General features: G+C 36.9%; 18 protein-coding genes. 15 read left to right on the top strand and 3 right to left on the bottom strand.

Translation table 11 applies throughout. The features are described from left to right. Positions 1-5: 5 nt before the first annotated feature. Complete coding sequence (gene purD, locus ACWV26_RS17595) at positions 6-1262, top strand: phosphoribosylamine--glycine ligase (protein ID WP_455895977.1); 1257 nt, start codon at positions 6-8, stop codon at positions 1260-1262. A gap of 454 nt (positions 1263-1716) precedes the next feature. Continuing rightward, positions 1717-2970, top strand: a complete 1254-nt coding sequence (hutI, locus tag ACWV26_RS17590; protein WP_455895976.1) for an imidazolonepropionase — start codon at positions 1717-1719, stop codon at positions 2968-2970. A gap of 44 nt (positions 2971-3014) precedes the next feature. Here hutI and ACWV26_RS17585 read toward each other — a convergent pair whose 3' ends face one another. After that, positions 3015-3797: a hypothetical protein gene (locus ACWV26_RS17585; protein WP_455895975.1), complete on the bottom strand. Its 783-nt coding sequence runs from the start codon at positions 3795-3797 to the stop codon at positions 3015-3017. 156 nt (positions 3798-3953) lie between these two features. Here ACWV26_RS17585 and ACWV26_RS17580 point away from each other — a divergent pair, with 156 nt between their 5' ends. From ACWV26_RS17580 to gatB, 9 genes are all read left to right on the top strand, one after another. Next, entirely contained in the window at positions 3954-5684 is a 1731-nt protein-coding gene (locus ACWV26_RS17580) for an adenine deaminase C-terminal domain-containing protein (protein ID WP_455895974.1), read from the top strand. Between the two features lie 203 nt (positions 5685-5887). Then, entirely contained in the window at positions 5888-6205 is a 318-nt protein-coding gene (locus tag ACWV26_RS17575; RefSeq protein ID WP_455895973.1) for a YerC/YecD family TrpR-related protein, read from the top strand. Between the two features lie 146 nt (positions 6206-6351). Further along, positions 6352-7041, top strand: coding sequence for a heptaprenylglyceryl phosphate synthase (locus tag ACWV26_RS17570; protein ID WP_455895972.1), 690 nt, complete (start codon positions 6352-6354; stop codon positions 7039-7041). A gap of 44 nt (positions 7042-7085) precedes the next feature. Next, the gene (gene pcrA, locus ACWV26_RS17565) at positions 7086-9326 is read left to right on the top strand and encodes a DNA helicase PcrA (protein ID WP_455895971.1); all 2241 of its coding nucleotides are present in this window, start codon (positions 7086-7088) and stop codon (positions 9324-9326) included. A 22-nt stretch (positions 9327-9348) separates the two neighbouring features. Continuing rightward, positions 9349-11352, top strand: coding sequence for an NAD-dependent DNA ligase LigA (gene ligA, locus ACWV26_RS17560; RefSeq protein ID WP_455895970.1), 2004 nt, complete (start codon positions 9349-9351; stop codon positions 11350-11352). A 19-nt stretch (positions 11353-11371) separates the two neighbouring features. After that, a complete protein-coding gene (locus ACWV26_RS17555) occupies positions 11372-12514 on the top strand; it encodes a CamS family sex pheromone protein (protein ID WP_455895969.1) in 1143 nt (380 codons plus the stop codon). Between the two features lie 423 nt (positions 12515-12937). After that, positions 12938-13231, top strand: coding sequence for an Asp-tRNA(Asn)/Glu-tRNA(Gln) amidotransferase subunit GatC (gene gatC / locus ACWV26_RS17550; RefSeq protein WP_455895968.1), 294 nt, complete (start codon positions 12938-12940; stop codon positions 13229-13231). A 23-nt stretch (positions 13232-13254) separates the two neighbouring features. Further along, positions 13255-14715 (top strand): Asp-tRNA(Asn)/Glu-tRNA(Gln) amidotransferase subunit GatA, encoded by a 1461-nt coding sequence (gene gatA / locus ACWV26_RS17545; RefSeq protein WP_455895967.1) that lies wholly within the window; start codon positions 13255-13257, stop codon positions 14713-14715. Position 14716: 1 nt separating this feature from the next. Next, on the top strand, positions 14717-16144 hold the full coding sequence (gene gatB / locus ACWV26_RS17540) for an Asp-tRNA(Asn)/Glu-tRNA(Gln) amidotransferase subunit GatB (RefSeq protein WP_455895966.1): 1428 nt from the start codon (positions 14717-14719) through the stop codon (positions 16142-16144). Between the two features lie 263 nt (positions 16145-16407). On the opposite strand, the gene ACWV26_RS17535 is transcribed toward gatB, so the two are convergent. Further along, on the bottom strand, positions 16408-17577 hold the full coding sequence (locus tag ACWV26_RS17535; protein WP_455895965.1) for an MFS transporter: 1170 nt from the start codon (positions 17575-17577) through the stop codon (positions 16408-16410). Between the two features lie 136 nt (positions 17578-17713). Between ACWV26_RS17535 and ACWV26_RS17530 the strand changes: the two genes are divergently transcribed. Together ACWV26_RS17530 and ACWV26_RS17525 are read left to right on the top strand one after the other, a co-directional pair. Beyond that, entirely contained in the window at positions 17714-18274 is a 561-nt protein-coding gene (locus ACWV26_RS17530) for a thioredoxin family protein (protein ID WP_455895964.1), read from the top strand. Positions 18275-18466: 192 nt separating this feature from the next. Beyond that, positions 18467-19378 carry a diacylglycerol kinase gene (locus tag ACWV26_RS17525; RefSeq protein ID WP_455895963.1) on the top strand — a complete coding sequence of 304 codons (912 nt, stop codon included), beginning with the start codon at positions 18467-18469 and terminating at the stop codon, positions 19376-19378. A gap of 56 nt (positions 19379-19434) precedes the next feature. Here the strand turns inward: ACWV26_RS17525 and ACWV26_RS17520 are convergent, their stop codons facing one another. Further along, positions 19435-20085, bottom strand: a complete 651-nt coding sequence (locus ACWV26_RS17520; protein WP_455895962.1) for a carboxymuconolactone decarboxylase family protein — start codon at positions 20083-20085, stop codon at positions 19435-19437. A 278-nt stretch (positions 20086-20363) separates the two neighbouring features. Here ACWV26_RS17520 and ACWV26_RS17515 point away from each other — a divergent pair, with 278 nt between their 5' ends. After that, positions 20364-21710 (top strand): cytochrome ubiquinol oxidase subunit I, encoded by a 1347-nt coding sequence (locus ACWV26_RS17515; RefSeq protein ID WP_455895961.1) that lies wholly within the window; start codon positions 20364-20366, stop codon positions 21708-21710. Further along, entirely contained in the window at positions 21707-22732 is a 1026-nt protein-coding gene (locus ACWV26_RS17510) for a cytochrome d ubiquinol oxidase subunit II (RefSeq protein ID WP_455895960.1), read from the top strand. Before ACWV26_RS17515 ends, ACWV26_RS17510 begins: the two co-directional genes overlap by 4 nt. The last annotated feature ends 2 nt before the right edge of the window (positions 22733-22734 follow it).

The raw sequence follows: 22734 nt of genomic DNA, 5'->3' as shown, positions 1-22734 counted from the left end.
CAAAATTGAATATTTTAGTCATCGGTAGTGGTGGCCGAGAACATGCGATTGCCAAGCAATTTGCACAATCTTCTTCTGTTGAAAACGTGTATGTAGCACCAGGGAATGATGGCATGGAACAAGATGCTACTATTGTAAATATAGCTGCAACAGACTTTGAATCATTAATCACATTTGCCAAAGAAAACGCAATTGATTTGACATTTATAGGACCGGAACAACCGCTCGCAGAAGGAATTGTTGACTCATTCAACGAACAAGGCTTGTTAATCTTTGGACCAACCAAAGCAGCTGCTCAAATTGAAGGTAGTAAATCATTTGCGAAAGAACTTATGAAAAAATACAATATTCCAACTGCAGATTATGATACGTTTACAGAAGTAGAAAAAGCAGTAGCCTACATTCAAAAAATGGGTGCCCCAATTGTTGTCAAAGCAGATGGCCTAGCAGCAGGTAAAGGTGTAATTGTAGCAATGACTGAACAAGAGGCTATAGATGCTGTACAAGATATGATAGGAAATCAACGTTTCGGAGATTCATCTTCTCGAGTCGTTATTGAGGAATTTTTAGATGGCGAAGAATTTTCTTATATGTCATTCGTTCATAACAATCAAATTTATCCAATGGTAATTGCACAAGATCATAAACGTGCATATGACGGCGATAAAGGTCCAAATACAGGGGGAATGGGGGCTTATTCACCAGTTCCACAAATCTCTGATGAAGTCGTTTTTCGTGCCTATAACGAAATTGTGAAACCTACTGTACAAGCGATGACAGAAGAGGGGACACCTTTTACTGGTATTCTCTATGCAGGACTAATCTTGACTGATAAAGGACCAAAAGTAATTGAATTTAATGCACGTTTTGGTGACCCTGAAACGCAAGTAGTGCTACCAAGAATGACATCCGATTTTGGAGATTTCATGATGGCACTTATGCAAGAAAAACCATTTGATTTAACATGGTCACAAGAAGCGATGCTAGGCGTAGTTATTGCAGCAGATGGCTATCCAATGAACGTAACTAAAGGAAATCCTCTACCTTCATTAGAACAACTTACACAAGAATTTTCAGTATACCATGCAGGAACAAAACGCCAAGGTGAACAATTTGTAGGAAATGGCGGACGCGTTTTGCTAGTAGCAGCAAAAGCACCATCATTAAAAGAAGCACAAGAAAAAGTATATGAAGGATTAGGAAAAGAAGAATGGAATAACTTCTTCTATCGAAAAGACATTGGCTGGCGTACTTTTAAATAATTGCCATTGTATTTTAGTACAGGCTGTCTGACATGTCTTAATTGATATAAATGATATAGCAATCATCTTGAAAGGGAAGGTGACATTTTGTGGGATACTTGTTGTTCTCCGTTTCAGGTTGCCACAAATTTGGGAAGCGTGAGTCTTCTCCGTACTAACGATAGCAAATAAAAAAATAAGAATGAAAGAATATTCACAAAAACATTATTGGCTTTTTGGGTGGAGATTAGTACCCAAAGAAAGTGTCAGTGGCAAAGGTAGAAAGAAAAAATTAACAATTCTAGATAGCACTCTTTAATTATGCATAAGCTTAACTTTACAGACATTTATTTTTAATCTACCCCCCATATTGTTTTGGAAAGTTATTGGCATAACCCAAACAGTATGAGTAATAGATATAAATTATCCAGACAATCGTTCATAGGGTATTTTGAAGGATGAGGGGGAACTTCTTATGAAATTCTTATGGATAAAGCACGCCTCACAATTAGCCACATTAGCAAGTAACCAAAGTGGAGCACGGTCGAAAAAAGCAATGTCAGACCTAGCAATCATTGAAGATGGAAGCGTTTGGGTAGAAAACGGAGAAATCAAAGATGTTGGCGTAACAATAGAATTGGAAAGAAAATATCGTGAAAAAGCAAAGGAAGCAAAGATAATAGATGCCACTGGACACCTTGTAACACCAGGACTAATTGATCCCCACACGCATGTCGTATATGCGGGGAGTAGAGAAACTGAATTTGAAATGCGCCTTCAAGGAGCCACCTATATGGAGATTATGAATGCTGGTGGTGGTATTCATAGCACGATGCGTATGACTAGAGAAGCAACAGAAGAAGAACTGATAAAGCAAACAAAGCTTAGATTAGATTCCTTCTTACATCATGGCGTCACAACCATTGAAGGTAAAAGTGGATATGGTATGAATAAGGAAACAGAGTTAAAACAGTTAAGAGTCATGCACAAACTACAAAAAAGTCATCCAATTGATATTATCCCAACTTTTATGGGAGCTCACGCTGTTCCTATTGAGTATAAGGGGAGAGAAGATGCCTATGTTGAGCATGTTATGAATGAAATGATTCCAACAGTGGCGGAAGAAAAATTAGCTGTATTTAATGATGTATTTTGTGAAAAGGATGTATTTACTCCGGAACAATCAAGAAGAATTTTGGAAAGAGGAAAGGAATTCGGCTTGATCCCTAAGATTCATGCAGATGAAATAGAGGCATATGGTGGAGCAGAATTAGCTGCGGAAGTTGGTGCTATTTCTGCTGAACATTTACTGAAGGCCTCTAATCATGGCATTAACAGAATGGCAAAGTCAGGAGTAATCGCTTGCTTATTACCAGCAACAGCTATGTATTTACATGAGACTGCGGCACAGGGAAGAAAAATGATTGATGCAGGTGTACCAGTAGCCATTTCTACAGATTGTAATCCAGGATCATCTCCTACTACATCAATGTCCTTAGTAATGAATCTTGCTTGTATCACAATGAGACTAACGCCAGCTGAAGCATTGACGGCTGCAACCTATAACGCAGCGTGTGCCATTAAATGTGAAGACAGGATAGGATCATTAGAAGTTGGAAAAGCAGCTGACATTGTCATGTGGAATGTGGGGAATTATCAAGAATTACAGTATCTATTTGGGGTCAATCACGTTTGTGCAGTTTGGAAAAATGGGATTCAAGTTGTGTGAACAGAAAAAAATAACTGCCCGATTTAATCGGGCAGTTTGCATGACTACTTTCCTGTAAGACTTTTTGGTTTTGCTTGCTGGTTCGAATTTTGTTGTCCCTGTTTGTTTTGCTGACTCGAGTTAGCAGGTTGTTTCGAATTACTTTGTTGACTCGAGCTAGCAGGTTGTTTCGCATTGCTTTGTTGGTTGGAACTAGCAGATTGATTTGTATTATTTTGTTGATTTGAATTGGACTGTTGGTTAGCGTTTGCTTGTTGGTTCGAATTAGACTGTTGACTTGCGCTAGCTTGTTGGTTAGCATTCGCTTGTTGATTTGCGTTCGCTTGCTGGTTAGCCCCCGCTTGCTGGTTAGCCCCCGCTTGCTGATTCGCGTTCGATTGATTGGACTGTTGTTGGTTACCAGCAATGTTCATCATAGTGGCATTGCCGAAGTCCTTCATCAATTGTGCAACGTCTATAATCGGATTTGTAGCAGAGCCAGAAGAAGTGCCAGAAGAAGAACCCGAGTTCATTCCTGAAGAAGCTCCTGAGTTCATCCCTGAAGCTCCTGAATTTGCACCTGATGTAGAAGTACTTGTATTGTTCGACTGCATTTGACTCAAAATAGAGTTAAATGAATTATTAAGAGAACTATTAAGTACCGCTTTTGTAGGGCAATATTTTAAAACTCCTTCTGCCATCTTCATAGCCCCAAACATAATCATGGCTTGGCCTCTAAAACCACCTTTGTCTTTTGCAACTCTTGCTATACCATATGCAGTCATAGTAGCACCGCATACAAAGCGGCCAAAAGCACTCTGAGCACTAATATTTTCACCTAATGCCATCAATCTAACCTCCAGTATTTAGTAATTATTCAAACCTTAATACTTTGCTTTCCTAAAGTGCTATGATACGATTACTTTATAATGGAAAAAATCAATACTGTTTTATTACAAAATAATCATGATTTTTAACACAATTTAAGAAAGGAGATGGATGCAATGCTTGAGCCAGCATGGAAAATTGGAGAAATTCGAAAGCAAGTATCTGTAATAGATGGGAAAACTGCACCAAGCATCGTCATTATGAATGCACGTTATCTACATAGCATGTATAAATGTTGGATGCAGGGGAACATTTGGATTTTAGATGATCGCATAATATATGCAGGTCCTAAAATGCCAGTAAACAAAAAGGGGACAGAAATCGTAGATGCAAAGGGACAGACAATTGTTCCAGGCTATATTGAACCACATGTACATCCATTTCAACTTTATAATCCCCAAACATTAGCGGATTATTCGGCACAACTTGGAACTACAACTTTTATAGCAGACAACATGACGTTCTTTTTAAAATTGAGTAACAAGAAAGCGTTTTCAATTTTAGATCAACTGAAGCAGTTACCATTTTCTTTTTACTGGTGGGTTCGTTTTGATTCTCAAACGGAGCTTTTACATGAACATGATTTATTTACAACGACTTCCATACATGAATGGTTAGACCGTAAAGATGTAATAATGGGAGGAGAGCTAACTGGCTGGCCAAGATTAGTTGCTGGTGATGACCAGATGCTTTATTGGTTACAAGCTGCAAAAGCCTACGGTAAAAAGATTGAAACACATTTACCTGGAGCATCTTCTCGAACCTTAGCGCGCTTAAAACTTTTTGGTGCAGAAGGTGACCATGAAGCGATGACACTTGAAGAAGTAGAAAATCGTATTTTACATGGGTATGCAGTGACATTAAGACATTCTTCCATACGACCTGATTTGCCTGATTTATTGAAGGCTATTGTAGATAAGGGACTAAATATCTTTGACCATTTAATGATGACAACTGATGGTGCAACACCTGCGTTTTATGAAGATGGGATTATGGACAAATGTATCCAGGTAGCACTTGATGCTGGTGTTGATCCAATTGATGCTTATCAAATGGCTTCTTATAATGTGGCAAGGTATTATAATTTGTCAGACTTGCAGGGTTTTATAGCAACTGGTCGTTATGCTACATTAAATATTTTACAAGATGAATATCATCCAGTTCCTGTAAGCGTTTTATCAAAAGGCGTTTGGTTAAAACGAGATGGAAAGAAAGTTCATTCTATAGAAGGAACTGATTTTTCAGCATTAGGATCATTAGATTTGGACTTTGATATTACGGAAGAGGATTGTCAGTTTTCAATGCCTTTTGGAATTGAAATGACAAATGATGTTATTACCAAACCATATAAAGTAGCAGTTCATACAAATGAAGGGTATTTGAGTGATGACCATGATGAATGTTATTTAATGCTTGTTGACCGTGAAGGAAAATGGCGTGTGAACACACTAATTAAGGGATTTGCTAACAAGCTTCAAGGTTTTGCCTCTTCTTATTCTTGCACAGGTGATATCATTTTAATCGGTAAGAATGTACAGGCGATGCTTCAAGCGTTCCATGAAATGAAGAAAATGAATGGTGGAATGGTCATTGTAGAAAATGGTAGTGTAATAGAAAGCTTGCCTTTACCTTTAGGTGGTGGTTTATCAACAGAGCCACTAGAGAAGCTTATTGAACAAGAAAAAGCTTTGAAGCAAGCTTTAGCAGAACGTGGTTATAAACATGGTGATGCATTCTATACGTTATTATTCTTGCAATCAACACATTTACCATATATTCGTATAACGCAACGTGGTATTTTCGATGTGATGAAGAAAAAGGTGCTTTTCCCATCTGTTATGAGATAGTAGCGCTTTAACGCGTTAAATTGAAATAAACGTCTACATGATATAAAATAGTATTGATAAGAATCGTTGTCACACGGGTAGCGGCTTAGTGTGAACAGTTTTAAAATCTTGAATGTTATGTCCATCATGGATCACTTTTACCTTCCAATCCTGGACCTAGAAAAAGTCGCTTGGCACAAGAAATCAGGAAGGAGGAACGATAAATGCAAATCGAAAAAATTAAAGGCCATCAAACAGATCAATTGTTTAAAGCCGTTTTAGAGTTAAAAAATATTGATGAGTGTTATAAATTCTTTGATGATTTATGCACAATCAGTGAAATTCAATCATTAGCACAACGTTTTGAAGTTGCTCATTTACTACGCTTGAAAAAAACATATGAATCCATCAAAAAAGAAACTGGTGCCTCTACTGCAACGATTTCTCGCGTACGCAGATGCTTCGATTACGGTAATGATACGTATGATGAAATGTTAGGTCGTCTCTATCCTGACGAAAAACCATTTCAAGCACCAAAATAAGAAACAATAATTCTTAAGGAATTAAGTATTGAACAGAGATACTTTTTTCTTTTTAAAAATTTTCATGGCGCCTTCCACTCATAGTAGTGGAAGGCTTGTTTTGTGTATACTGTTAAGAGAGAAAAATGAAAATAGGTGGGAAATGTATGGAGATAAAGAATTGGCAACATGTGTTCAAAGTGGACCCAGCAAAGAATATTACAGATGAAGTACTAGAATCATTATGTGAATCAGGTACAGATGCCATTATTGTTGGCGGTACAGATGATGTGACAATAGATGGTGTATTAGACTTACTTGCTCGTATCCGTCGCTATACGGTCCCAGTAGCATTAGAAATATCCAATACAGAATCAGTTACACCAGGTTATGATTACTATTTTATCCCGACCGTATTAAATAGCCAATCTACTACATGGGTAAAAGACTTACACCATGAAGCAATTAAAGCATTTGGTGATGTGATGATGTGGGACGAGCTAATTGCAGAAGGATATTGTATTTTAAATGGTGATTGTAAAGCAGCAAAAGTAACGGAAGCAAAAACTGATTTAGATGAAGATGATGTCATTGCTTATGCAAGATTAGCTGAAAATTTCTTTAGATTACCTGTATTTTATATGGAATATAGCGGTACTTATGGTGACCCACAATTAGTAAAAAAAATTAGCCAAGAATTACAACAAACAAAGCTTTTCTATGGCGGTGGGATTACTTCTATTGAACAAGCAGCTGAAATGGCTGAATATGCAGATACAGTGGTTGTCGGAAATGTTATTTATGATAATGTAAAAATGGCATTACAAACAGTAAAAGCCGTGAAAGATAAAAAGTAATATAGTATAATTAAGAACAAATGTTTGTGCAAAGGTGGTTCATTATGGAACAACTAACAAAAAACTTATTAAAAGGTATGAATAAAGAACAGGAAGAAGCTGTAAAAACGACAGAGGGTCCTCTACTAATCATGGCAGGTGCTGGCTCTGGTAAGACACGTGTGCTAACTCATCGTATCGCATATTTAGTTATTGAAAAACAAGTATACCCATCCAAAATATTAGCAATTACCTTTACCAATAAAGCTGCTCGTGAAATGAGAGAACGAATTGATGGATTGCTTGGAAACGGTACTGGGCAAAGTATGTGGGTTTCTACATTCCACTCCATGTGTGTACGTATTTTACGAAGAGATATTGACCGTATAGGATTCAACAAAAACTTCTCCATTCTAGATACATCAGATCAATTGACAGTCATTAAAAATGCATTAAAGGAATTAAATATTGATTCGAAACGATTTGATCCTCGTTCGATGCTAAATGCTATTAGCTCAGCAAAAAACGAATGTATTGATGTTGAACAATATCAAGCACAGGTAAATGAATCAAATCCATATGAACGAACTGTGGCACAAGTATATGAAAATTACCAAAAACGATTAAGAAAAAACCAATCATTAGACTTCGATGATTTAATCATGCAAACAATCCGCTTGTTTGAAGAGGTTCCTGAAGTACTGGAGTATTATCAAAATCGTTTCCAATACATTCACGTAGACGAATATCAAGATACCAATCATTCACAATATCGATTGGTCCAAATGCTTGCTAAGAAATTCAAAAATATTTGTGTAGTAGGGGATTCTGACCAATCTATTTACCGTTGGCGTGGAGCGGATATACAAAATATTTTATCGTTTGAAAAAGACTATCCAACAGCCAAAGTAATAATGCTTGAACAAAATTACCGTTCAACTTCTCGCATCTTACAAGCAGCTAATGACGTCATTAAAAACAACACCAGCCGTTATCCAAAGGAATTAAGAACAGATAACGAAGATGGTGAAAAAATTTCTTACTATCATTCATATGACGAAAAGCAAGAAGCTCAATTTGTTGTGAAAACAATCCAAGAGTTAATAGAATCAGAAAATCGCACATTAGATGACTTTGCCATTCTTTATCGGACTAATGCTCAATCGCGTGTAATGGAAGAAATGCTTGTGAAATCGAATATGAGCTATACAATTGTCGGAGGTACAAAGTTCTATGATCGCAAAGAAATAAAGGACTTACTTGCATATCTTCGTTTAATTGCGAACAATGATGACGATTTATCTTTGGCTCGTATTATTAACGAACCAAAACGTAGTATCGGTGCAACATCATTTGAACGCATGGCTCAATATGCGATTGATCAAGATCGCTCTATTTTCGATGCATTAAAAGAAGCAGATTTTATGGGACTATCTGCAAAAGCAACGAATGCAGTCATTGCATTCCATACGATGATTTCAAACTTCACGAAAATGCAAGAATTCGTGTCAGTTACTGAATTAGTTGAAGAAGTCTTAGACAAATCTGGGTATCGCGATATGTTGATCAAAGAAAAAACAATTGAAGCAGAAAGTCGATTAGAAAATATTGATGAATTCTTAACTGTTACGAAAGCTTTCGAAGACCAAAGTGAAGATAAATCATTGGTGGCTTTCTTAACAGATTTGGCGTTAATATCAGATATTGATTCACTTGATAAAGAAGATGAATCAAAAGGATCCATCGTATTAATGACGATGCACTCTGCAAAAGGTCTTGAATTCCCAGTTGTCTTCATCATTGGTATGGAAGAAAACATCTTCCCACATTCACGTTCATTACAAGATGAAGATGAAATGGAAGAGGAACGTAGATTGTGCTATGTGGGCATTACTAGAGCAGAACAGCGATTATACCTAACATGTGCGCAATGCCGTACAATTTTTGGACGTAGTAGTTTTAACCGTCCTTCACGTTTCTTGCAAGAAATTGGTACAGAAATTATGGATGAAGTGTCTACACAAGGACAAACTTCAAGTAATGGATTTGGTACAACAAAGCGCCGTACATCTGGCTTTATAGCACCTCAAACACGTAAAACAGTTATTACATCAACTTATAATCAAACTGGCGGAGACCAAATCGGCTGGAAGGTTGGGGACAAAGCCTCCCATAAAAAATGGGGTGTGGGTACTGTTGTTAGTGTGCGTGGAGAAGGCGAAAATACAGAATTAGATATTGCATTCAATAGCCCAACTGGTATTAAACGATTATTAGCGAAATTCGCACCAATCGAAAAAGTCTAAGCATATAATTGGAGGAAAAAGAATGGATAGAATTCAATTGGAAAAGCGTGTTGAAGAGTTAAATCAGCTTCTTCATGAATATGGACATGCCTACTATGTATTAGATCAACCAATTGTGCCGGATGCAATATACGATCAACTTTTACATGAACTCATTGCAATCGAGAAAGAGAATCCTGATTTAATCTATCCAGATTCACCAACACAACGAGTGGGTGGTGAGGTACTAACAGGATTTAAAAAAGTAACACATCAATATCCAATGCTAAGTTTAGGAAATACATTTAACGAAGCAGATTTGAAAGATTTTGACCGACGCGTTCGATCTGTCATTGGTGATAATTTTACTTACGTTTGTGAATTGAAAATTGATGGTTTAGCGATTTCATTGCGTTATGAAAATGGTGTATTTATACAAGGTGCTACCCGTGGTAACGGTACGATTGGTGAAGATATTACGGAAAATCTGAAAACAGTCCGCTCTGTGCCGCTACGCTTAAAAGAACCCGTTACAATTGAGGCACGTGGCGAATGTTATATGCCAAAACGTTCATTTACAAACTTAAACAAAGCGCGTGCTGAAAAGGGCGAAGAGTTGTTTGCGAATCCGCGTAATGCTGCTGCTGGATCGTTACGTCAATTAGACCCTAAAATTGCTGCAAGCAGAAATCTTTCCACATTTATCTATGCGATGGGTGGTAATGGTGAAGCATATGGTTTAACAAGTCATAGTGAAGCTTTAGATTACATGGATAAACTAGGCTTCCAAACAAACCATGAACGTCGTATTTGCAAAGATATAAAAGAGGTTATGGCTTATGTCGATGAATGGACTGAAAAACGTCCAACATTGCCTTATGAAATTGATGGTATCGTAATTAAAATCGATAACTACGATCAACAAGAAGAACTAGGAAATACCGTAAAAGTTCCTCGTTGGTCTATTGCTTATAAATTCCCAGCAGAAGAAGTGATCACAACTGTCCTAGATATTGATTTAACCGTTGGACGTACAGGTGTTGTGACACCAACAGCTATTTTAGAACCAGTTCAAGTGGCAGGAACAACCGTGCAACGTGCTACTTTACATAATGAGGATATTATCCGAGAAAAGGATATTCGTATCGGAGATAAAGTCATTATTCGTAAAGCTGGTGATATCATCCCAGAAGTCGTAACCGTTTTATTTGATCAACGAAGTAATGATAGCGAACCTTTTAGCATGCCTTCGCATTGTCCAGTTTGTGATAGTGAACTTGTACGAATTGAAGGGGAAGTTGCACTACGTTGTGTAAACCCTCAGTGTTTTGCTCAAATTTCAGAAGGAATGGCACATTTCGTGTCACGTAATGCCATGAATATTGATGGTTTAGGAGAAAAGGTGGTAGAGCAATTATTAAAATCAGAGCTAGTAAAAGACGTATCTGATTTATATCATCTTGAAGTGGAAGAATTAGTGCAGCTTGATCGTATGGGTGATAAGTCTGCAACAAATTTAGTGAATGCTATTTCAGAATCTAAAAAGAATTCCCTTGAAAGATTATTATTTGGGCTTGGTATTCGTCATGTAGGAGCAAAAGCTGCAAGACTATTAGCTGAAGAATTCGAAACAATGGAACGTTTAATGACAGTATCGGAAGAGGAACTAGTCAATGTTTTTGAAATTGGAGACAAAATGGCGGACTCTGTTGTTTCTTATTTTGATAGTGAAGATGTACAAGCACTAATCATGCGTTTACGTGAAGCTGGTTTGAATATGACCTACCTAGGCAAAAAAGTGACTGCAGAAGAAATTGAAAGTGCATTTTCAGGAAAAACAATTGTCCTAACTGGTAAATTAGAACAATTGACACGCCAAGAGGCAAAAGAGAAAATAGAAGAGTTAGGTGGAAATGTGACGGGGAGTGTAAGTAAAAAAACAGACCTTGTCATTGCAGGAAGTGAAGCAGGATCAAAACTCACAAAGGCTGAAGAACTCGGTATAGAAGTGTGGGATGAAGCCCGCCTAATCGAAGAATTAACTTAAAAAAAGGAGCATTAAAACAATGAACCGTCGCTTAATACCAGCTATGGTTATAACAGCTATGTTAGCGGGGTGTAGTTTACCTTCTTTATCAAAAGATTCAACTGTTGTACAAAGCACAAAGTCAACAAAAGATAAGGGAGAAACAACCATCATTCCTAGAATGCAAATTGATGACCAATACTACCGTACACTTTTACCATATAAAGAAAGCGCAAGTAGAGGTTTAATTGTTTCAAATATAAATACTAAATATGATGTAAAAGAAGCAGAAAGTGGTCTTTTACGTTTATCACAACAAGCATTTGATCCAGCCAAATATTACTTCCAAGAAGGTCAATATTTAGACAAGGACACGGTTTCTTCATGGCTAGCACGAAGTAATCAAGATCCTGCTGGATTAAATCCAAAAGCAACAAAAAACATGACACCAACAGAACGTGCCAAAACAGCACCAATCTATTTGGCACATATTGTAGAACAAAACTATCTTCAAAAAACAGGCAACAATAAGGTGAAACTTGCAGGTATTTCTATCGGTCTTGCATTAAACTCTATTTATTATTACCAAAAACAAGATTATGGTGCGACTTACGAAGAGCCAATTCCACAAGCCACTCTAGATACTGAAGGTAAAAAAATTGCAACACAAGTAGTGAAACGAATACGTCAAATAAATGGATTATCTCAAGTGCCAATTACAATTGGTCTATTTAAGCAACAAAGCCGTTCATCCATTGTCCCTGGAACCTACTTTGCGTATACAGATGTAGATGAAGGAAGTAATCAAATTAAAGATTGGAAAAAGATAAAAGAAAAATACGTTCTTTTCCCAACAAGTGATGCAAATTATCGAGATATCAATGAAAACTTTAACTATTTCAAACAAGATATCGATAAGTATTTCTCTAATTATACGAATATGGTAGGTACTGGTTTCTATCAAGATAATCAGATTCAAAAGTTAAATATTCAAATACCTATCAAATTCTATGGGTCTTCAGAAATTATTGGCTTTACACAATACATGTCTGGTGAAGTAATGGACCAATTTCCAAAAGGTTTACAGGTTGAAGTAAATGTTACTTCTGTAAATGGCCCGGAAGCATTGGTTGTAAAAAAAGCAAATTCAGATGAACCATATATTCATATTTATAATGATTAATAGAAAGAGGTTGAACCAATTTTTGGTTTAATCTCTTTTTTATACGCAGTAGAGATTTATTCATAGAATTCACGCCACGCTGATGATTACTTAATTAATTTTAAAAATGCTCTTTTATGTTTTTTGAAAGATTAAGCATTAACAATTCGCGCATTAAATCATTTGTATATGAAAATAGCCTAATTTTAATTCTCCTTGGCTATACTTCTTTTTGTGACGATTCGTTGTCTAATGTTAAGTTATTCAAATTTTAATTTATTTTTCGCTATAATGAAATTGGATGATTAAACATTCGCATGTAGGGAATAAAACCCTTTATTTTCAAGCGTTTAAACGTACTTTAGTAAAAAGAAGTGTCTTGCACATTTCTTTGGAGTAATGATATTATTATCGGTATGGTTATTGATTTCGGAGGTGTGATAAATGGCAAAAATTTCAAAAGAAGAAGTAATGCACGTAGCAAATCTAGCTCGCCTTGCAATTACAGAAGATGAAGCAAAGAAATTTGCTGCACAACTTGCTGCAATTACTGATTTCGCTGAGCAATTAAACGAACTAGATACAACGAATGTTGAACCGACAACTCATGTTTTACCTTTAGTTAACGTATTGCGTGAAGACGTTGCAGTTAAAGGTTTGGACCGTGATGTTATGATGAAAAACGTAAAAGAACAACAAGATGGCTTAGTTAAAGTACCACCAATTATTACTGAATAAGATAAGCGTTAGGAGGGACAAGTATGTCACTATTCAAAAAATCAGCGGCAGAACTACAAGAGCTATTACATAGCAAAGAAATTACAATTGCTGATTTAGCGCAAGAAGCATATGATCGCATTGATGCAGTAGATGGCGAAGTAGGCGCATTTTTAGCATTGAATAAAGAAAACGCATTAAACCAAGCAAAAGAAATGGATCAAGTACCATTTGAAAACCGTGGACCACTTTACGGGCTACCAATCGGGGTAAAAGACAATATCGTAACTGAAGGTCTTGAAACAACTTGTGCTTCTAAAATTCTAGAAGGATTTAATCCAATCTACAACGCAACAGTTGTTAACAAATTAAAAGAAGCTGGTATGGTTACAATCGGTAAATTGAACATGGATGAATTCGCAATGGGTTCTGCAAACGAAAACTCAAGCATTAAACCTGTTCACAATCCTTGGAATTTTGAACATGTACCAGGTGGCTCTTCAGGTGGTTCAGCTGCAGCCGTATCTGCAGGAGAAGTACCATTCTCACTAGGTTCTGATACAGGTGGTTCAATCCGTCAACCAGCTGCTTATTGTGGCGTTGTTGGGATGAAACCTACTTATGGTCGTGTATCACGTTTTGGTTTAGTTGCATTTGCATCATCACTTGACCAAATCGGACCAATCACTCGTAACGTACGTGATAATGCTTTAATTCTTGAAGCGATTGCAGGCGTTGACGAACACGACTCAACTTCAGCAAATGTTGAAGTACCTCGCTATGTTGACCAATTAACTGGTGATATTAAAGGTCTTAAAGTTGCTGTACCAAAAGAATATTTAGGAGAAGGTGTAAGTGCTGGTGTACGTTCTGCTGTTTTAGCTGCAATGGAACAATTAATCGAACTAGGCGCTACAGTAGAAGAAGTATCACTTCCACACTCTAAATACGCTTTAGCAGCTTACTATATCTTATCTTCATCTGAAGCGTCATCTAACCTTTCTCGTTTCGATGGTATCCGTTATGGTTACCGTGCAGAAGCATCAAACTTAGATGAGCTATATACGAAAACACGTGCTGAAGGCTTTGGTGATGAAGTAAAACGCCGTATTATGCTTGGTACTTACTCATTATCAGCTGGTACTTATGATGCTTACTATAAAAAAGCACAACAAGTTCGTACTTTAATCAAACAAGACTTCGATAAAGTATTTGAAGAATATGATGTCATTGTTGGTCCAACTGCTCCAACTACTGCATTCAAACTTGGTGAAAACATCGATGATCCAATGACTGTCTATGCAAATGATATCTTAACTGTTCCAATCAACCTTGCTGGTGTTCCTGCTATTTCAATTCCATGTGGCTTTGATGAAGGTCTTCCAGTAGGTTTACAAATTATTGGTAAATACTTCGAGGAAGGTACAGTTTACCGTGTGGCAGATGCGTTCGAACGTGCTACAGACTTCCACGAAAAAACACCTCAAACTTGGGAGGTAAAATAATATGAACTACGAAACAGTCATTGGTTTAGAAGTACACGTAGAGTTGAAAACTAATTCTAAAATTTTCTCTCCATCTCCAAACCAATTCGGTTCTGAACCAAATACAAACACTTCTGTAATCGACCTAGGTTACCCAGGGGTACTTCCTGTCGTAAACAAAGAAGTTGTGAACTATGCAATGCGTGCTGCACTAGCGCTTAATATGCATATTAACCAACATACTAAATTTGACCGTAAAAACTACTTCTATCCTGATAATCCGAAAGCTTATCAAATCTCTCAATTTGATAAACCAATTGGTGAAAATGGTTGGATTGAAATCGAAGTAAACGGTGAGAAAAAACGTATCGGTATCACTCGTATCCACATGGAGGAAGATGCTGGTAAATTAACGCATGGCAAAAATTCTTCATTAGTTGACTACAACCGTCAAGGTACACCTTTAGTTGAAATCGTATCTGAACCAGATATGCGTACTCCTGAAGAAGCGTATGCTTACCTTGAAAAACTAAAAGCCATCATCCAATACACTGGCGTTTCAGACGTACGTATGGAGGAAGGTTCACTACGTTGTGATGCCAACATTTCAATTCGTCCTTATGGTCAAGATGAGTTTGGTACAAAAACAGAATTGAAAAACTTAAACTCATTCAACTTTGTTCGTAAAGGTCTAGAATATGAAGAACAACGTCAAGCAGCAGTGTTAAATGCTGGTGGCGAAATCAAGCAAGAAACTCGTCGTTTCGATGAAAAAACAGGTAAAACTATTCTTATGCGTGTCAAAGAAGGTACAGATGACTATCGCTACTTCCCTGAACCAGACTTAGTGGATATCGTAATCGACGATGCATGGTTAGAACGCGAAAAAGCGATGATTCCTGAACTTCCTGACGCTCGTAAAGAACGCTATGTAGCTGAATATGGCATTCCAACTTATGATGCACATGTATTAACACTTTCAAAAGAAACTGCTGACTTCTTTGAAGCTACAGTTGCGACTGGTGCAGATGCAAAACTATCATCTAACTGGTTAATGGGTGAAGTTTCAGCGTTCTTAAACGCTGAACAAAAAGAACTTTCAGAAACAGCACTTACTCCAGTTGGTCTTGGTGGCATGATTAAATTAATCACTGCAGGTACCATCTCTTCTAAGATTGCGAAAAAAGTATTCAAAGAACTTGTTACAAATGGTGGAGATGCTGAACAAATCGTTAAAGAAAAAGGCCTTGTTCAAATCTCTGATGAAGGTGCACTTCTTAAAATGGTTACTGAAGTTCTTGATAACAACGCACAATCTATTGAAGACTTCAAAAACGGTAAAGACCGCGCAATTGGCTTCCTAGTAGGTCAAATCATGAAAGCTTCACGTGGACAAGCAAACCCACAAATGGTTAACAAAATGCTTTTAGAAGAAATTCAAAAAAGATAATTAAAGCAAATAAAAGATAGAGCTGACAAAATGAATTTTTGTTAGCTCTATTTTTGTTTTAAAGAAATGGAGCGCTAAATAGAGTGTGTGTACTAGCGGCATAGTGAGTTGTTCTAATTGAGAGGTGAGTTAGTCTAATAGTAGTTTGTCTTGTTCTAATCAAGAGCTGTGTGTTGCTTAGCTTAAGCCAAGAAGGTGCTATGGGGCTTTGGGCTTTGTAAAGCAAAAGATATCAAAAAGGAGAGGGATAATTCCTCTCCTTTTTAATCTGTACTGCTTATTCTTGCTTTTTGTTTCTTCCGAAGTAATAGTGCTGAACCAAACACTCCTGCTAGGAAGGAAATGGTTGCTATAGTGTAATAGAAAACATGTCCACCATACGCATTATATATAAATCCTCCAACAGATGAAGAAATAATACCAGAGATGCCGAAGAACAATAATGCCAAAACAGTTTGTCCAGTTGCTCTCCATTCCCGAGGGACAATTTGATATAGATATTGTATGGCTGCCGTGTAGAATATTGGAAAAGTCACCATTTGTAAAAGTTGAATAATTGCAAGCTTAACTGGACTTTCTACTAAACCTGATAAGAAAAAGCGGAGTGCGTAAAAGAAAATAGCAATTGTGATAATGAGTAATTCTTTTCCTTTTCGTAACCATACATAACTTAGGGCAAACACTATAATTTCAGTCCCTGCTGAGATAAAAAACGCAATCCCAACAAGTGATGTATTTCCTCCAAGTGCATTTATATGGATACCTAAAAATGTATCATTCATACGTGCAGGAACAGAGCTAATGAATATGAGTATTAAAAATAAGATCATTTCTTTATTTTTTAAGATTTTCTTCAAACCATCAATTGTGACCGGAGCTGAAGAGGTTGGAGCATCGGGAAGCTTCCACAATAAGATGAAACAAATAACACCGAGCAGTACGAAAAGTATTGAGATACTATTCATACCAAACCATTCCATCACATAGCCAACGACTAATGCTAAGACCGCATATCCAAGTGCCCCGTAAGTACGTACAGATCCATAACTTGTACCAGTAGCTTCCGTCATCGTATAGTTTAAGCTTTCTGTTAAGGGATCTAAAGGCATTAAGAAAAAGTAAACGAGCATCGCTACAATTATTAGACCCCAGAAGCTATTCATGTTAAATAGGAGAAACCCACATACAGCAGTCATGAAGATTAATATAAGCATAACTTTCCGTAATGTCTTCGTTTTGTCACTGATCATTCCCCATAAGGGTTGGGCGATAATCGTTACAAAGCCACCCGCACCGATAATGAGACCAACTTCACTCGTAGTCAATCCCTGTCCATTTAAAAATACAGGTAAGAATGGAATGAATAGAGCAAGCAAACCAAAAAATAAAAAATTGTGTCCTTTTAATAGACTTTGAACTTTCAAAACTTTCATTCCTTTCCCTATTTCCTTGACTAATTTTACAGAAATATTTTTAAAGAAACAAATGTTGGAATATTCTAATTCCTGAGCTAGTATTTTTGCGAAAATGGTGGGAACACATTACACTTAAAACATGGAGGGATTTAATATGAAAACAGAGCAGCAATATTTTGATGAAGCATTACCAATCAAAGATTATATGGAACAAATGACAAAATTTAAAGAAGAAAGTCTTAATGTATATCGCTTATTTGAATTACCACATGATGAAAACTTTTTATCGTTATTAAACGAAAAAAAGCCACATGTTTTAGTAATCACAGAAGATTGGTGCGGGGATGCAATGATGAATAATGCCATTATGCGTCGCATTGGAGAAGAAGCAGATCTTGAAGTGCGAACTGTATTCCGTGACCAAAATTTAGAATTGATGGATCAGTATTTAACAAATGGTGGCCGCTCTATTCCTGTTTATATCTTTTTAAATGAACAAGGTGAAGTAATTGGAAAATGGGGACCACGTGCACCACAGCTTCAAGAGTATGTCATGAAAAAAAGAAGTGAGTTACCGTCTCAAGATGATCCAACATTTGCTGACAAACAAAAAGAACTATTTGCAGGAATTACAAAGGAAAATGCAACGAATGATGAGTTCTGGGGTTACGTATACGAAGATATTAGTAGAGCACTTATTTTAGCGCTATCTTAATAGGAATTTGCAGAACATGACTACTTCGGTATAAAATATATGAAGGTCTAAATTCGAACTTAAGTTAAAATCAGCGGCTGCCTCTTTTTTAAAACTATATGAGACAGCCTGTTTGATTGTGACTCGGGAACTAATCCCTAAAAAGTTCGTTAACATATATATTAGAAATATCTAGAGTAGGAAGGTAGAAAAATGAAGCGAGCACGTATCATTTATAACCCCACTTCAGGTCGCGAGATTTTCAAAAAACACTTACCTGAAGTATTAGCAAAACTAGAGGTTGCAGGCTATGAAACTTCTTGCCATGCTACTACGGGTGCAGGGGATGCAACTACTGCTGCTAAAGCTGCAGTCGAAAGAGAATTTGATATTATCATCGCTGTTGGTGGCGACGGTACTTTAAATGAAGTAGTCGCAGGTGTTAGTGAATTTGAAAACAGACCGAAAATTGGATTGATTCCAATGGGTACTACAAATGACTTCGCGCGTGCGGTCCATATTCCACGAGATATTGATAAAGCAGTTGAGATCATTATTGCAGGAAATAGTATTCCAGTAGATGTAGGTCGTGTCAATGATCGCTATTTTATCAATATTGCTGGTGGAGGTAGAATTACCGAGTTAACCTACGAAGTACCGAGCAAACTGAAAACGATGCTTGGCCAGCTTGCCTATTATTTAAAAGGCATTGAAATGTTGCCATCCATTAAACCAACTAAAATGCGTATTGAATATGACGGAGAAGTATTTGATGATGAAGCAATGATGTTTTTAATTGCTTTAACCAATTCAGTTGGTGGATTCGAAAAACTTGCGCCAGATGCAAGTCTAAATGATGGATTGTTTTCAATCTTCATCCTGAAAAAAAGTAATATAGCAGATTTTGTGAAATTGGTAACGCTGGCAAGTAGAGGAGAACATTTGAAGGATCCTCATGTTATTTATGCGAAGGCTAGAGAACTGAAAATTACATCTGACGAAAAGATTCAATTGAATTTAGATGGTGAATATGGCGGCGATGCACCTGCAGAATTTATTAACTTAAAACGTCATATTGAATTATTTGTGCCAATTGATGAAATTCGAGAGATTGATAAAATATAAAAAAGGTCTAGGAAGTGTGAATTTTGATACACTTTCTAGACCTTTTTTAATTAGTTTTAGTCATTGTAACTAGCGATTAAATTGGCCATATGTGCATAGGAGCCACCTGCTGATAATGCAGATGCGACTACGACTGCTTCTGCTAATTCTTCATTTGTTGCGCCTTTTTTAGAAGCGTTTTTTGTATGAACATCGATGCAATATGGGCAAAGTGTAGCATGAGCAACAGCAACTGCGATAATTTCCTTGAATTTAGCAGTTAATGCACCCTCTTTTAAAGCTGTATTGCTGAAATGAGAATAATATTTAAAGCCACTAGATTCTTTACCTAATTGTGCTAGTTCTTTTAAATTTGAGCGATTATATAATGCATCATCCGCATTATCTTTTAATGCATTGTGCATATTAGTACTGTGAGTGATTGCACCGCCAGCTTCAACAGCAGTAGTCACGTAAACAGCTTCAAGTAATTCTTGAAGTGAAACGCCGAGTTTCTTCGCGTTTTTAGTATGCGAATCAATGCAATATGGGCATTGTGTTACATGAGCGACAGCAACAGCAATGATTTCTTTTTCCTTTTTAGATAAAGCACTATCTTTGAAAACTTCTGCATTGAATTCAGAAAAAGCTTTTGTTTGTTCTGGAACCAATTCTTTAAGTTGTTGGAGGTTTTCTAAATTTTCCTTTGTATATAGTGAGTTAGACAATTTCAATACATCCTTTCTATTTTGATTATTTGCAATGTTCAATTTGATTGTAGACCTTTTACTGATTAGTTAAAAGAAATTGAACTTATAAATACCTTTCATGATGAATATGTTCATAAAGAGCTTAGTGAGGGATAGTCTGGGTATATTAAATATAAGGAGAGGGTGCTATGTATAAACAGCAGGAGAAAAAGTTGATTTGGACTAGTTTTATTGTTGCATTCATTATGTTGCTTTCCATTTTAGGGAGAATTTTTGGACATTAAGGAGGTTTCATAATGGTAAATGAACATGCGGTGTTTTTTAGCCGCCTTTTAATTGAGCTGACATTAACGTTTCATATTATTTATGCCACGATTGGTGTTGGCGTCCCATTAATGATTATGATCGCTCAATGGATTGGGATTAAAAAGAACGATGAGCATTATATTTTACTAGCAAGACGTATTGCAAGAGGGTTTGTTATTACTGTGGCTGTTGGTGTTGTTACAGGTACGGCGCTTGGTTTACAATTATCCCTTTTGTGGCCGAATTTCATGGAGCTCGCTGGTAATATTATCGCTTTACCACTATTCATGGAAACATTTGCCTTCTTCTTTGAAGCCATTTTCTTAGGTATTTATTTATATACTTGGGATCGTTTCGAAAATCAGAAAAAGCACTTTTTATTATTAATCCCAGTCGCAGTCGGTGCTTCCGCATCAGCGATTTTCATCACAATGGTCAATGCATTTATGAACGCACCACAAGGATTTGAGGTCGTAAATGGACAGTTAGTGAATGTTCAACCATTAGTTGCAATGTTTAACCCTGCAATGCCGACCAAAGTAGGGCATGTATTGTTGACGGCTTATATGACTTCTGCCTTTGTGTTAGCAGCAATTGCTGCATTTAGAATGTTAAAAGGGTCCAAGCATATTTATCATAAGAAATCATTGTACTTATTTATGAAACTTGGGTTGGTATTTTCTATTGGGACCGCACTTGTAGGGGATTTTTCTGCAAAATACTTAGTAGAATTCCAACCGGAGAAATTGGCGGCTGCAGAGTGGCATTTTGAAACGGAAAAAGGTGCATCGCTTTTAGTGTTCGGTATTCGGGATGGTGAGGAAGTCAAATATGCGATTCGAATACCGTATGCCTTAAGCTTACTCGCTCATAACAATCCTTTTGCAGAAGTAAAAGGGTTAAATGATTTTCCTAAAGACGAAACACCACCTCTTTATATCCATTTTCTATTTGACATAATGGTTTCCATTGGCTTCTTTATGGTTTTTGTATCTGCTATTTATGTCCTAGGAAAGCTACGGAGATGGAGGTTTATCCACTCAAGATGGTTCCGCTGGGTTATTGTTGCTGGAGGACCTTTATCTGTGATTGCAATTGAAGCAGGTTGGTGGCTAGCCGAAGTGGGGCGTCAACCTTGGATTCTAGTCCATTATATGAAAGTGGCTGAAGCAGCTACATCGAGTCAGCACGTGGATTTAATGTTATTAGTTTTCTGTGTTGTTTATTTTATTCTCGGAGTAGGAAGTGTTGTAGTACTTCGCAGAATGTTCAAGCGAAATCCAATTGAACGAGAGATATCTGATCGTCAAGCTGAAAAGGGTGGTGGCCATAGATGAGTTTAGAAGTACTTGGAATCTCCGTTTTGTGGCTATTTTTATTCGGATATGTCATCATCGCATCGATTGATTTTGGGGCAGGGTTCTTTAATGCCTATAGTTTGTCAATCGGTAAGAAACACACTTTGACCAAAATTATTCAACGCTATTTATCTCCAGTATGGGAAATCACCAATGTATTTTTGGTTTTTTTCTTCGTAGGAATTGTTGGTTTTTTTCCTAAAACAGCCTATTATTATGGGACGACATTACTTATACCTGTCAGTATTGCACTAGTGCTTTTGTGTATAAGAGGAAGTTATTATGCATTTGAATCGTATGGTTCAAGGGGACATAGAGGCTATTCGTTTATGTATGGTGCTGCAGGGATATTAATACCTGCCTCGCTATCGGTTGTCCTAACGATTTCAGAAGGCGGCTTTGTGACGCTTAAAGATAATCGTCCAGTATTAGATTATGGAGCACTATTTGCAAATCCGCTGACTTGGAGTATTGTATTGCTTTCTCTATCTGCAGTTCTTTATATATCAGCTGTATTTTTGACGTGGTATGCAAATTCTGCTGGTGATAAGGAAGCCACGAGTTTACTAAGAAGATATGCACTTTTTTGGGCGGTACCATTAATCTTTTCGGTAATCGGAATAATGGTTGAGCTAAGAAGGCATAATACAGAACATTTTGATCGAATCGTGGATTTTTGGTATTTATTTGCCATATCAGCCGTAATGTTTGTCATTACGATTGGCTGTATCGCGGTAAGGAGAAATTATGGTCTAGCAGTTTGGCTATTAATCGGCCAATTTGTATTTGCATTCTTTGGTTATGGAATTTCACATTATCCTTATTTGTTATATCCTTACCTAACGATTTATGATTCATTTACAAATAAGGCGATGGCCGTTTCACTAGTCGTTGCGTTCGTTTTGGGATTATTATTATTACTGCCATCCTTATATTTAGTGTTGAAATTATTCCTATTTGATAAGGATTATGTAAGAGGAAAAGAAGATCACCATGCTTAAAA

The organism is Rummeliibacillus sp. JY-2-4R (genome assembly GCF_053847205.1).
Note: the sequence above shows the minus strand (reverse complement) of the source record. Positions and strands in the feature narration are given on the sequence as shown.